This is a genomic window from Bacteroides rodentium JCM 16496 (assembly GCF_000614125.1).
Classification (GTDB): Bacteria; Bacteroidota; Bacteroidia; order Bacteroidales; family Bacteroidaceae; genus Bacteroides; species Bacteroides rodentium.
In genome coordinates this window covers 59,722-72,342 of sequence record NZ_BAKJ01000023.1, presented here as the reverse complement: position 1 = coordinate 72,342, position 12,621 = coordinate 59,722, and the positions used below count along the sequence as shown (strand labels likewise).

10 protein-coding genes and 6 pseudogenes are annotated in these 12,621 nt (G+C 53.1%); 15 read left to right on the top strand and 1 reads right to left on the bottom strand.

Annotated elements, in window-relative coordinates:
* The 15 genes and pseudogenes from JCM16496_RS11770 to JCM16496_RS11705 form a co-directional block, all read left to right on the top strand.
* Positions 1-170 (top strand): DUF4134 domain-containing protein (locus tag JCM16496_RS11770; RefSeq protein WP_025834055.1); only part of this gene is annotated, 170 nt, incomplete at its 5' end.
* 1 nt (position 171) lies between these two features.
* A pseudogene (locus JCM16496_RS11765) lies at positions 172-503 on the top strand (DUF4133 domain-containing protein).
* Positions 500-2,998 carry a TraG family conjugative transposon ATPase gene (locus JCM16496_RS11760; protein ID WP_025834479.1) on the top strand — a complete coding sequence of 833 codons (2,499 nt, stop codon included), beginning with the start codon at positions 500-502 and terminating at the stop codon, positions 2,996-2,998. Before JCM16496_RS11765 ends, JCM16496_RS11760 begins: the two are co-directional and overlap by 4 nt.
* 43 nt (positions 2,999-3,041) lie before the next feature.
* Positions 3,042-4,070, top strand: coding sequence for a hypothetical protein (locus JCM16496_RS11755; protein WP_025834477.1), 1,029 nt, complete (start codon positions 3,042-3,044; stop codon positions 4,068-4,070).
* Between the two features lie 50 nt (positions 4,071-4,120).
* A complete protein-coding gene (locus JCM16496_RS11750) occupies positions 4,121-4,750 on the top strand; it encodes a DUF4141 domain-containing protein (RefSeq protein WP_025834476.1) in 630 nt (209 codons plus the stop codon).
* Positions 4,751-4,768: 18 nt separating this feature from the next.
* Positions 4,769-5,772, top strand: a pseudogene (gene traJ, locus JCM16496_RS11745) (conjugative transposon protein TraJ).
* Between the two features lie 21 nt (positions 5,773-5,793).
* A complete protein-coding gene (gene traK, locus JCM16496_RS11740; protein WP_025834475.1) occupies positions 5,794-6,417 on the top strand; it encodes a conjugative transposon protein TraK in 624 nt (207 codons plus the stop codon).
* A gap of 12 nt (positions 6,418-6,429) precedes the next feature.
* On the top strand, positions 6,430-6,735 hold the full coding sequence (locus JCM16496_RS11735) for a TraL conjugative transposon family protein (RefSeq protein ID WP_025834474.1): 306 nt from the start codon (positions 6,430-6,432) through the stop codon (positions 6,733-6,735).
* Positions 6,728-7,006, top strand: a pseudogene (locus JCM16496_RS25275) (conjugative transposon protein TraM); the annotation flags it as partial. The gene JCM16496_RS11735 and the pseudogene JCM16496_RS25275, both read left to right, overlap by 8 nt.
* 32 nt (positions 7,007-7,038) lie before the next feature.
* Complete coding sequence (gene traM, locus JCM16496_RS11730) at positions 7,039-8,004, top strand: conjugative transposon protein TraM (protein WP_439644531.1); 966 nt, start codon at positions 7,039-7,041, stop codon at positions 8,002-8,004.
* Positions 7,991-9,003, top strand: a pseudogene (traN, locus tag JCM16496_RS11725) (conjugative transposon protein TraN). The gene traM and the pseudogene traN overlap by 14 nt, the downstream one beginning before the upstream one ends.
* A gap of 2 nt (positions 9,004-9,005) precedes the next feature.
* A pseudogene (locus JCM16496_RS11720) lies at positions 9,006-9,576 on the top strand (conjugal transfer protein TraO).
* Positions 9,577-9,589: 13 nt separating this feature from the next.
* Positions 9,590-10,465: a DUF8464 domain-containing protein gene (locus tag JCM16496_RS11715; RefSeq protein WP_025834473.1), complete on the top strand. Its 876-nt coding sequence runs from the start codon at positions 9,590-9,592 to the stop codon at positions 10,463-10,465.
* A gap of 32 nt (positions 10,466-10,497) precedes the next feature.
* Positions 10,498-11,004, top strand: coding sequence for a DUF3872 domain-containing protein (locus JCM16496_RS11710; RefSeq protein WP_025834472.1), 507 nt, complete (start codon positions 10,498-10,500; stop codon positions 11,002-11,004).
* A 14-nt stretch (positions 11,005-11,018) separates the two neighbouring features.
* Positions 11,019-11,533: pseudogene (locus tag JCM16496_RS11705) on the top strand (glycoside hydrolase family protein).
* A gap of 124 nt (positions 11,534-11,657) precedes the next feature.
* Here the strand turns inward: JCM16496_RS11705 and JCM16496_RS11700 are convergent.
* Positions 11,658-12,584: a hypothetical protein gene (locus JCM16496_RS11700; RefSeq protein WP_025834471.1), complete on the bottom strand. Its 927-nt coding sequence runs from the start codon at positions 12,582-12,584 to the stop codon at positions 11,658-11,660.
* Positions 12,585-12,621: the final 37 nt, after the last annotated feature.

Here is a 12,621-nt window from a genome sequence, read left to right as displayed (position 1 = left end):
CCAAATTGATTTACGCTATCGGTGCCGTAGTAGGCCTTATCGGAGGCGTAAAAGTGTATTCCAAGTTCTCGTCCGGTGATCCGGACACTTCAAAGACCGCCGCAAGCTGGTTTGGCGCGTGTATCTTCCTGATTGTGGCTGCCACCATCTTACGTTCATTCTTCCTGTAATATGGCGGAATATAATGTAAACAAGGGGATCGGGCGCAGCCGGAGTTCAAAGGGCTCAAGAGCCAGTACCTGTTCGTCTTTGCCGGAGGTCTGCTCACCCTATTCGTGGTGTTCGTCATCATGTACATGGCAGGCATCGGCCAGTGGGTCTGCATCGGTTTCGGTGTCATCGCCGCATCGGTGCTTGTGTGGGCGACCTCCCGCATGAACGCGAAGTACGGCGAATGGGGGCTGATGAAACTCCAGGCGTTGCGCAGGCATCCCCGCTACATCATCAACCGGAGAAAGTTCCTCCGGTTGTTTTCCCTAACCTCTAAAAAAAGAAGCGTATGAGAAATATAATGAAGACAGCCACGCTGGAGAGCAGGTTTCCTCTGCTCGCAGTGGAGAACGGCTGCATCATCAGCAAGGACGCGGACATCACCGTTGCCTACAGGGTGGAGCTGCCCGAACTCTTCACGCTGACACGTGCCGAGTACGAAGCGATGCACTCCACCTGGGCGAAGGCGGTCAAGGTGCTGCCGAACTACAGCATCGTGCACAAGCAGGACTTTTTCGTGGAGGAGAGCTATAAGCCGGATATCTGCAAGGACGGCCTCAGTTTCCTCAGCCGCAGTTTCGAGCGGCACTTCAACGAGCGTCCTTACTTGCAGCATACCTGCTACCTGTTCCTGACCAAGACCACGAAAGAGCGCAGCCGCACGACGAGCAGTTTCAACGCCCTGACACGGGGATTCATCATTCCCAAAGAGATGCAGGACCAGGAAACCGTCACCCGTTTTCTGGAAAGCTGCGGGCAGTTCGAGCGTATCGTGAACGACAGCGGCCTGCTCCGCATCACGCGCCTGACGGACGACGAGATAACCGGGACGGACACCTCGGCAGGTATCATCGAGAAATACTTCTCGCTCTCGCAGGAGGAGACCGCCTGCTTGCAGGACCTTTCGCTCGGCGCGGGGGAAATGAAGGTGGGCGACAACTGCCTCTGCCTACACACCCTTTCCGATCCGGAAGACCTGCCGTCGGGTGTGGCGACCGATACACGTTACGAGCGTCTTTCCACCGACCGCAGCGACTGCCGCCTGTCCTTTGCCGCCCCGATAGGGATACTGCTCACCTGCAACCACGTGGTGAACCAGTACCTCTTCATCGACGATTCGGCGGAGAACCTCAGGAAGTTCGAGCAGACGGCGAGGAACATGCACTCGCTCTCCCGTTACAGCCGTTCCAACCAGATTAACCGCGAATGGGTCGAGGAGTACCTGAACGAGGCACACAGCAAGGGGCTTTCGTCCATCCGTGCCCACTGCAACGTCATGGCGTGGAGCGATGACCGCGAGAAGCTCAAGCGCATCAAGAACGATGTGGGCAGCCAGCTGGCATTGATGGAGGCGAAGCCGCGCTATAACACGGTGGACGTGCCGGTCCTGTTCTGGGCGGCGATACCCGGCAATGCCGGTGACTTTCCTTTCGAGGAGAGCTTCTACACCTTTATCGAGCAGGCCTTGTGCCTGTTCATCGGTGAGACCTCCTACAAGGATTCCCTTTCACCGTTCGGTATCCGCATGGTGGACAGGCTGACCGGAAAACCGGTCCATCTGGATATTTCCGACCTGCCGATGAAGAACGGCACGATAACCAACAGGAACAAATTTATTCTCGGACCGTCCGGCTCAGGCAAGTCTTTCTTTACCAATCACATGGTGAGGCAATATTACGAGCAAGGCACACACGTGCTGCTGGTGGATACGGGAAATTCCTATCAGGGGCTGTGCAACCTTATCCATGCCAGGACAAACGGCGAGGACGGGATTTATTTCACCTACGAGGAAAACGATCCGATTGCCTTCAATCCATTCTATGTGGAGGACGGTGTTTTCGACATAGAGAAGAAGGAGTCCATCAAGACGCTCATCCTCACCTTGTGGAAGCGTGACGATGAGCCGCCGACACGAGCGGAAGAGGTGGCTTTATCCAACGCGGTGAACCTCTTTTTGGAAAAAATACGGCAGGAGAAGCAGCCCAATCCCACCTTCAACACCTTCTACGAGTTTATCCGTGACGAGTACCAGGATATCTTGAAACAGAAACGTACCCGTGAGAAGGATTTTGACGTGTGGGGATTCCTTAATGTATTGGAGCCTTACTACAAAGGCGGCGAGTATGACTTCCTGCTCAACTCGGACAGACAGCTTGACTTGTTGAACAAACGCTTCATTGTCTTCGAGTTGGACAATATCCGTGACAACAAGGTATTACTCCCTATTGTAACTATCATCATCATGGAAACCTTTATATCAAAGATGCGCAAGTTAAAGGGCATCCGCAAGATGATTCTTATCGAGGAGTGTTGGAAAGCATTGACTTCCGCCAACATGAGCAGTTATATCCGCTATCTTTTCAAGACCGTCAGAAAGTTCTTCGGCGAGGCTGTGGTGGTCACGCAGGAGGTTGAGGATATAATCTCTTCTTCCATTGTCAAGGGCACCATCATCAACAACAGCGACTGCAAGATTCTGCTTGACCAGCGGAAATATCTCAATAAGTTCGATGAGATACAGTCGTTGCTCGGCCTGACCGACAAGGAGCGGGCGCAGATCCTCTCCATCAACATGGCGAACAATCCGTCCCGGAGATACAAGGAAGTGTGGATCGGGCTGGGCGGTACGCAGTCGGCGGTCTATGCCACGGAGGTCTCACTTGAAGAGTACGCATGTTACACCACCGAGGAGACCGAAAAACTTGAACTTATGCGGCTTACGGAAAAGCTGGGCGGCAACATAGAACTTGCCATCAAGCAGCTGGCCGAAAGCAAACGGGAAAAGTAAAAGGGACTGAATTTACATGGAAACCCAAAAACAATCACGAATCATGGGAATGGAAGAATGGATAAAAGAACAGCAACGCCGTTATCTGGACGAGCCACGCTATAAAGAGTTGCAGGAAGTGAGGGAACAGGCAAGGAACCTTGTCCGGAAGAAGGAATACCGTAAACTGACGGAACTGGTCAGGCAGTACGGGAAATCCGAGGATGTGGTTTCCCATGTCGCCTGCCTGCTGTCAGACTCGTGCCTGTTCCCGACACCGGAAAGGACGGCGGAAACGGACAAATCGGAATTGATGGAGGCATTGAAAGGCACTTATTTTATGGAGAAGAACGGTTGCCGGCTTGCGGATATCAGTCCCGAAGAAGCCGGCTCCGTCCACGGAATGCTTGCCATGCACACGTTCATGCGGGATGCTTACTTGAAGGCACATCCCGAAAGCGGACAGGAACGGCCGTCACCGGAAGAAGTGCGGTCATCCGTCCGGATTCTGGATTACCGCCGGAAAGGGAGCGACACGTGGGAACTCTGCAACCTGGCCGTGCATCTTGTGCCGCCTTCGCGGTATGTGGCGCTCCGGTACGGGCTTGCGGATGATTATGACAGGCTTGACAGGCTGAACCGTTCCGAACCGGGACCGGCATATGACGGTTACGGGGTGGTATTGGAAAGCCGCCTGTGCAGGAATGCGGAAAAGGCAGCGGAAAGCATCAAGGATGTCCGTCTGCCGGATTTCTATCTGGAAAGACTGAATGGGGAACTGGAGATTTTGGGACGGATTGCGGCCTCGCCGGATGTGGTCCACGACATCCTGCATATCAGTCCTGACTTTCTCGCCAAGTACGGTATAGACAAGAACGCTTCCGCTACGGAACGCTCGTGCCAGGCGGAGAAGGCTTACCGCGAGCTGGATGCCCGTTTCGTCAGGATGACAGGCCGCAGGCCGTATGCCGACGAGCTGTTCGCCTCTATCAGACACAGGAAGAAGGGTATGGTAAAGGAGAAAACCCAAAAACAACCGGACAGGCCCATTCTCCGTAACCCGCCGTCCAAAGGGCGGAAAATGGGAATTTGATTCCCATCGAAACAACAATCGGATTATTCATCATTAAAAAAAGCAGATTTATGAAAGTAAAAATTTTAGTGCTGTGCATGGGCTGCATCTTCACCGGCTTCACGGCAAAGGCACAGTGGGTCGTGACCGACCCCGGCAATCTGGCACAGGGTATCATCAATGCCGCCAAGAACATCGTACATACATCCTCCACCGCCGGCAATATGGCGAATAATTTTCAGGAAACTGTCAAAATTTACAAACAGGGCAAGGAGTATTACGACGGGCTTCGCAAGGTGAAGAACCTCGTCCGGGATGCCCGCAAGGTGCAGCAGACCATCCTGATGGTTGGTGACATCACGGACATCTATGTGAACAGCTTCGAGCGTATGCTGGGTGATCCGTACTTCACGCCGGAGGAACTGAGTGCCATAGCCCTCGGCTACACCAAGCTGCTGGAAGAGAGCTCACACCTGCTCAGCGACCTGAAAACGGTGGTCAACGAGAACGGCCTGTCGATGAACGACAAGGAACGGATGGATATCATCGACCGGTGCTATACCGACATGCTCCAGTACCGTGCCCTGGTGCAGTATTATACCAACAAGAACATCGGCGTGTCCTACCTGCGTGCCAAGAAACGGAATGAACTTGACCGCGTGATGGCTCTCTACGGCTCACCCAATGAACGCTACTGGTAATCCCAAATCCGAATGCTTATGGTATTGCTGTCAGTAAATTTCGACAACCTGCATCAGATTTTGCAGAGTTTGTACACGGATATGATGCCGCTCTGCTCGCAGATGACCGGTGTCGCCAAGGGCCTTGCAGGGTTGGGAGCGCTTTTCTATGTGGCTTACCGCGTGTGGCAGTCATTGGCGAGAGCGGAACCCGTGGATGTGTTCCCGCTTCTCCGTCCCTTTGCCCTGGGGCTGTGTATCATGTTCTTTCCTACACTTGTACTGGGTACGCTCAACAGTGTCATGTCTCCCATAGTAAAAGGTACACACACGATTCTGGAATCGCAGACCTTCGACATGAACGAGTACCGGGCGCAGAAGGACAGGCTGGAGGTGGAGGCGATGAAGCGCAATCCCGAAACGGCCTATCTGGTCGATAAGGAATCTTTCGACAACAAGCTGGACGAGCTGGGCGCGCTGGACGCGATAGAGCCTGCGGGATGTATATGGACCGGGCGTTGTACAATATGAAAAGGGCCGTACAGAATTTCTTCCGCGAACTGCTGGAGCTGATGTTCAACGCCGCCGCCCTTGTCATCGACACGCTCAGGACATTCTTCCTGATAGTCCTTTCGATACTTGGTCCTATTTCCTTCGCCATCTCCTGCTGGGACGGCTTCCAGGCCTCGCTCAGCCAGTGGTTCGTCCGCTATATCAGCATCTACCTGTGGCTTCCCGTCAGCGACCTGTTCAGCAGCGTGCTGGCAAGGATTCAGGTACTGATGCTACAGCAGGACATCGAGCAGCTTGCCGACCCTGATTTCATACCCGACGGATCGAACGGCGTGTACATCACGTTCCTGATTATCGGAATCATCGGGTATTTCACCATTCCGACGGTTGCGGGCTGGATCGTGCAGGCCGGCGGCGGTGCGGGCAATTACCTCAAGAACGTGAACCAGAGGGCATCCCAGGCCGGTTCTGTGGTAGCAGGTACGGCAGGAGCAGCGGTGGGAAACATTGCCGGAAGGCTTGTCAAGTGATAACAATAAAACATTTACAGAATGGAATTCAAATCATTGAAAAATATCGAGACCAGTTTCAGACACCTGCGTCTGTTCGGGATCGTCTATCTGTGTGTATGCACCCTGCTCGTGGGCTTTTCCGTGTGGAAGGCTTACAGCTTTGCGGCGGCGCAGCGGGAGAAAATCTATGTGCTGGACGAGGGCAAATCGCTGATGCTGGCCCTCTCGCAGGACCTGGAGCAGAACCGTCCTGTGGAGGCAAGGGAGCATGTAAGGCGTTTCCATGAACTGTTCTTCACGCTGTCACCCGACAAGAGTGCGATAGAGGGAAACATCCAACGGGCGATGTTCCTCGCCGACCGCTCGGCATACGCCCACTATGTGGACCTGGCAGAGCAGGGATACTACAACCGGATAATTTCGGGAAACGTGAACCAGCGTATCGGGATTGACAGCGTGAAATGCGACTTCAACACCTATCCGTACGAGGTTGTGACCTACGCGAAACTCTCCATCATCCGGGAGAAGAGCGTGACCGAACGCAGCCTTGTCACAAGGGGCAGGCTCATGAACTCCATACGCAGCGACAACAACCCGCACGGGTTCATCATTGAATCGTTCCGCGTGGTGGAGAACAGGGATATAAGAGTGTATGACCGTTAAAATTTTGAATGTATGAAAAAGAGAATGTTGAAAATCAGAGGTCTGGCAGAAGGCAAGCTGCGGGACTTCTGCGACAGCCTGACTCCCGAAAGGAGAAAGGCGGTTGTCATCGGACTGTGCGCCGTGTTCATGGCAGTGAATTTCTATATGATATTCCGTGCCATATACGATATCGGGCGGGAGGATGCCCGTCAGGAAGTAATCGAGATTCCCCCGCTGGATATTCCGGACTTCGTTCCTGCCGACACGCTTTCCGATGAGAAGGTACGTGACATGGAAGAGTTTTTTAACCAATTTAACAGACAAGACAATGAGTAACGATGCGAACAAATTGAAAAAGAGGCAGGAAATCAGGAAATATCCGGTTTATGCCGGAATGTTCCTGTTGTTCATCGGCTGCATGTGGTGGATTTTCACCCCGTCGAAAGAGGACAGGCAGGAAGAGGCCAGGAAAGCCGGTTTCAACACCGAACTGCCCGATCCGAGGGGCGCGGGCATAGAGGGCGACAAGATTGCCGCCTACGAGCAGGCCGACATGCGGCGCAGGCAGGAAGAGAAGATGCGCACGCTGGAGACTTCTCTTCGCTTGCCGACGGGAAAAAGCAGGAGAATCAGCAGGCTGTGGAAATTGTACCGGATTCGGAACACCAAGGGGCAAATCCTTACGGCAACCGGAACGGTAACGGCAGAGACGGTTCAATCGCTTCATCCACATCCGCCTATAACGACATCAACGCCACGCTGGGCAACTTTTACGAGTCGCCTCAGGAAGACCCGGAAAAGGAGGCGCTGAAAGCCGAGGTGGAGCAGCTGAAGCAGGCGGTCGCCGCACAACAGCCCGCGCAGATGACTTACGGGGAACAGGTGGCCCTGTTGGAGAAATCCTACGAGCTTGCCGCCAAGTACACGTCGGGAGGTGGCGGAAATCAGACGGGGAACGAGGCGGTCACGCGGAACGGGAAGGCGAAAGCCGTTCCGGTGGGACATGTTTCCACTCCGGTGGTATCGTCCCTGCCGCAGCCCGTCAGCGATACCGTGCTGTTCGCAAGGCTTTCACAACCGGGGCGGTTCCATACGGCAATCGGGAAAACGGAAGCCGGGAGTATGAGGAATACCATCCGTGCCTGCATCCACGGCGACCAGACCGTCACCAGCGGTCAGGGGGTAAGGATACGCCTGCTGGAGCCGATGCGTGTCGGGAAGCATGTCCTTCCGAAGAACTCCCTGCTTACCGGGGAGAGCCGCATACAGGGTGAACGGCTCAATATCGGGATTGTGCAGGTGGAACATGACGGTATCATCATCCCGGTGGAACTTACCGTGTATGACAACGACGGACAGGGTGGAATTTTCATTCCCGGGTCGATGGAAGCGAACGCGGTCAAGGAAGTTGCCGCCAACATGGGGCAGAACCTCGGCACGAGCATTTCCATCACCAACCAGTCGGCCAAGGACCAGCTGCTTTCCGAACTCGGACGCGGTGCCATTCAGGGGGTGTCACAGTACATTACCAAGAAATTACGCGAGGAGAAGGTACACCTAAAGTCCGGCCATACCCTGATGCTTTATCAGAATGACAATCAATAACCCATTAAAATTAAAGAACATGAAAAAGATTTTTGTAATGCTTGCCCTTATGACGGGCGCAGTGAGTGCTTTCGCACAGAATGCCGTTGATTCAACGGCAACAGTTACCGGCGGTGTCACGCTGACGGCGGATGTATATCCGCGGCAGGAGGACGGTGACCTCTATCACGGCCTGACCAGGAAGCTGACCTTTGACCGCATGATACCGCCATACGGTCTGGAAGTGACTTATGACAAGACTACGCATATCATCTTCCCTTCAGCGGTGCGGTATGTGGATCTCGGCTCTGCCAACCTTATAGCAGGCAAGGCGGACGGTGCGGAGAATGTCATCCGTGTGAAGGCTACGGTAAAGGATTTCCGTGACGAGACTAATATGTCGGTCATCACCGAAAGCGGCAGTTTCTACACCTTCAATGTCAAATATTCAGATGAGCCGCTATTGCTCAATGTGGAGATGAAAGACTTTATCCATGACGGCAGTAAGGTGAACCGCCCGAACAACGCCCTTGACATCTATTTGCAGGAGTTGGGCTGCGAATCGCCCAAACTCGTGCAGTTGATTAACAGGAGCATCCATAAGGAGAACAGACGCCATATCAAGCATGTCGGCAGCAAGGCTTTCGGCATCCAGTATCTCTTGCGCGGGCTTTATACCCATAACGGCCTGCTTTATTTCCACACGCAGATAAAGAACTCGTCCAATGTGCCTTTCGAGGTGGATTTCGTGACTTTCAAGATTGTGGACAAGAAGGTGCTGAAGCGTACAGCCATTCAGGAGCAGGTCATTTTCCCGCTCAGGCTTACAACTATGCCACTATGGTTGCAGGGAAAAAGGAGGAACGTACCGTCTTTACCTTTGACAAGTTCACCATCCCCTCGGACAAGGTGCTGGTGGTGGAGATGCACGAGAAAAGCGGTGGCAGACACCAGACCTTCACCGTGGAAAGCGAGGACATCGTGAGAGCCAGAGCCATCAATGAACTTAAAGTGAAATGAGTATGCGCAGAGTCTTTTATATGTTTGTTGCAGCCGTATCGCTTGCCCTGTTTTCAGGGCAGGCATACGCCCAACGGTATCTTCCCGGAATGATGGGCGTGGAACTTCGTGGCAGTTTTGCGGGCGGCTCTAAAGGGCCTTTGAATTATTATACCGGATTCGCGGTGTCGGGATACACGAAGAAAGCCGACCGCTGGGTGGCAGGTGCGGAATACCTGCTGAAGAATTATGGGTATCGTACCATATCCGTACCCCGTGCCCAGTTCACGGCAGAGGGAGGCTATTACCTGAAGTTCCTGTCCGACCCTTCAAAGACACTGTTCCTTTCCATCGGCGGTTCAGCCTTGTAGGATATGAGACGGTGAACTGGGGTGACAGGATGATGCACGACGGTTCAAGCTTCTTGCCGGTGATGCCTTCCTCTACGGCGGTGCGCTCGCATTGGAGCTGGAAACCTACATTACCGACAGGATAGTCCTGCTTGCCAATGTGCGTGAGCGTGCCCTGTGGGGCAGTTCATTAGGCGTCTTCACGACACAGTTCGGGCTGGGGCTGAAAATAATAATCCATTAAAATCACAATACTTATGAATATAGAGGAAATAAGAAGGATTCCGATTACGGATTTTCTGGCTCTGGCAGGACATGCCCCGGAAAGACAGCGTGGTGACGAGTGCTGGTATCTCGCCCCATACCGTGAGGAACGGACCGCCTCGTTCCAGGTGAACATCCGTAAAAATGTCTGGCACGACTTCGGAACCGGACGGGGCGGTGATATTTTCACCCTTGCAGGGGAACTGACAAACAGCCGTGATTTCAAGGAACAAGCGGATTTCATCACAAGGATTTATGGCGGTCTGGCCCCCGAAAGAAAGACGGTTTTCCGTTCTAAAGAGAACGGCAAGGATGATCCCGATAAAAAGGAATGTTTGAAGGATATCCGTTTCGGACCGCTGTACAACAAGGTATTGCTCCGCTATCTGGAAGAACGAGGCATTTGCAGCGATGTGGCGTTGCCGAACTGCGAGGAAGTCAGGTATTGCCTGCACGGGAAACGGTATTTCGCCATCGGTTTCAAAAATCTCAGCGGCGGGTATGAACTGCGCAGCCGCCTGTTCAAGGGAAGCCTGTCTCCAAAGGACATCTCGCTGATAAACAACGGTTCGGACACCTGCAACCTGTTCGAGGGTTTCATCGACTACCTCTCGTGGATGGTTCTCGGTCTCGGGTGCGGTGATGATTACCTCGTGCTGAACTCGGTGGCACTGCTGGAACGCTCGTACGGCTTTCTGGACAGGTACGAGCATATCCGATGCTATCTGGACCGTGACGAGGCGGGACGGAGAACGCTGGCGGCTCTCCGCAGCCGTTACGGAAACAAGATAGAGGACTGCTCTTCTCTATACAAGGGGTACAAGGATTTGAACGAGTACCTGCAAAACAGGAACGGGAATCCGGAATAAATCAGACAACAATCATTAAAACGAAAATGAACATGAAAAAGAGAAATATAAAAAGCGCGTTGGCCGCATTTCTTTCGGCAACGCTCGTGGCACTTGCGGCGGTTGCCCTTGTGTCCTGTGACAATGATCTGGACGTGCAGCAGGAATATCCGTTTACGGTGGAAACGATGCCTGTTCCCACACGCATCGTAAAAGGCGAGACGGTGGAAGTCCGATGTGAACTTAAACGGGAAGGCCGGTTTTCCGATGCCCGCTATACCATCCGTTATTTCCAGCCGGACGGCAAGGGCACGCTCCGCATGGACGACGGGATGGTGCTGCTGCCCAATGACCGCTATCCGCTGGATAGGGAGGTATTCCGCCTGTATTATACTTCGGAATGCGAAGACCAGCAGGCGATAGACATCTATTTCGAGGACAACAGCGAGCCGGCACAGCTTTTCCAACTGAGTTTCAGTTTCAACAACGAGACGGAGGACGGGGATACGGCCACGACTTCCGGAGGCAAGGAGTTGTCGGTTACAGTTGTCGGGCAATAAAACCGGTCCTGCCTATGATGAAGTTAAAAGCAATATGGTTTGCGGTGCTTTCCGCAGCGGTCTTTTTTCCGGGTATGCCTTCAAGGGCGGAGAATCCGGTAAAGGCAAATCCGGACAAGTTCAGTCTTGCGATTGAGTGTATCAAGCGATTCGAGGGTTGGCATGGGGAGAGAAAGCATTGGCCTTATGTGGGATGGGGCATAAGGTGCTTCCCAAAGAAACTTTCACCAACAGCATCTCCAGGGCGCAGGGCGACTCCATTCTGAGGGCAGACCTCCGTAAGCTGTGCCGCATGTTCAGTTATCTGGGGCGTGATTCCTTATTGGTCGCAGTCCTTTCATATAATGTGGGGGCCTACCGTCTGAAAGGATATGGGAAAATGCCCAAGAGCCGGCTGTTGAAGAAGCTGGAGTCTGGTGACCGGGATATTTATAAGGAATATGTCTCTTTCAGATGCTACAAGGGGAAAGTGGTTCCGAGCATCGAACGGAGAAGGAAAGTGGAATACATGCTGCTTTTTGAAGAGTGAAAGATGCGTCAGGAACAAGTCTTGGATAATATAGTGTAATTTGTAATTGGATAAATCGCCCTCTCCACCGGTTGTTGTGGAGAGGGCGATTGCTGTAATAGGCTGTTTCACGTACCTGCCCGGTTCAGCTTACAGTAACCGCTTCCTGTATTTCCGCTTCTTCGGGCAGACGGGAGAGCAGAAGCTCCGCCATCGCTCCGTTCTGTGGAATAAGGGCCGGGAAGTCTGTTTTTCCTGGCTTATAGATAGCTGTGGCAATGTTGTATAACTCCCAAGCGGTAATCTGTCCTTTGCTCATGGCCAGTTTAAGCACCTCTTCCGTGAAGATGGAAATCTGTCCCTGGTTTAGCGGGTAAGTCTCAACGGAGGATGAAAGGTTCCTGTCCGAACTGTCGTGGGAGACGCGCAACGCGGTCAGCAGACCTATGTACATATAGATTTCCTCCATCGGGACAATCCGGCGTTTCAACCGCTGTATCCGTTCGATGTCCTCGTTCATGTTCACCTCGAAATTGGCCAGCCAGCCGTCCACGGTTTCGAAGAGCTCATCGGTTGTTACCTTCTTTTTCCCGTAATTGCAGATGCTCCGCTGCGGTGAGAGGATGCACTGGTTATGGCATATCTTCACGCAGGGGCCTATGGCTGCCTGTATACCGTCCTGGTGGTAGGCGACGACCAGTGTCGTGGTCAGTTCGTCCGTCTCCCAGTCCTTGATCCGGATGGTGGCGAAAATACGGCGCAGGATGTGCGCCTCCACCGCCTTTTCCCCGTGTGTCTGCTCCACCTGCGGGAGTATGCTCACTCCGGGCTGTGTCTTGTTCCTGTTCTGGGCCGCGAAGATTTCCTCCACCTCGTAATTCAGGCTGTGCTTCTCGCAGATGTCCATCATGCGCCGGATGACCTGGTAATGGTAGATGCCCTGTACGGGGTTGTTGTAGATGTCGTTCTCCTTGTAGGTACGCTGGAGCGTCTCGAAGTTCATCACTTCAATTCCGTTTTTCTGGAAGTCAAACTGCCGTTGTTTTTCCAATACTGCCAATGTTGTTTCCATAATCTTGAATTTTATGAAGTTAATACTGTTGATTGTT

What these genes read in the sequence shown, in the direction of transcription:
- traK (WP_025834475.1), top strand. Translation starts at nt 5,794, where the DNA reads ATGGAATTCAAATCATTGAAAAATATCGAGACCAGTTTCAGACACCTG.
- JCM16496_RS11760 (WP_025834479.1), top strand. Translation starts at nt 500, where the DNA reads ATGAGAAATATAATGAAGACAGCCACGCTGGAGAGCAGGTTTCCTCTG.
- JCM16496_RS11735 (WP_025834474.1), top strand. Translation starts at nt 6,430, where the DNA reads ATGAAAAAGAGAATGTTGAAAATCAGAGGTCTGGCAGAAGGCAAGCTG.
- JCM16496_RS11710 (WP_025834472.1), top strand. Translation starts at nt 10,498, where the DNA reads ATGAAAAAGAGAAATATAAAAAGCGCGTTGGCCGCATTTCTTTCGGCA.
- JCM16496_RS11700 (WP_025834471.1), bottom strand. Translation starts at nt 12,584, where the DNA reads ATGGAAACAACATTGGCAGTATTGGAAAAACAACGGCAGTTTGACTTC.
- JCM16496_RS11755 (WP_025834477.1), top strand. Translation starts at nt 3,042, where the DNA reads ATGGGAATGGAAGAATGGATAAAAGAACAGCAACGCCGTTATCTGGAC.
- JCM16496_RS11715 (WP_025834473.1), top strand. Translation starts at nt 9,590, where the DNA reads ATGAATATAGAGGAAATAAGAAGGATTCCGATTACGGATTTTCTGGCT.
- JCM16496_RS11750 (WP_025834476.1), top strand. Translation starts at nt 4,121, where the DNA reads ATGAAAGTAAAAATTTTAGTGCTGTGCATGGGCTGCATCTTCACCGGC.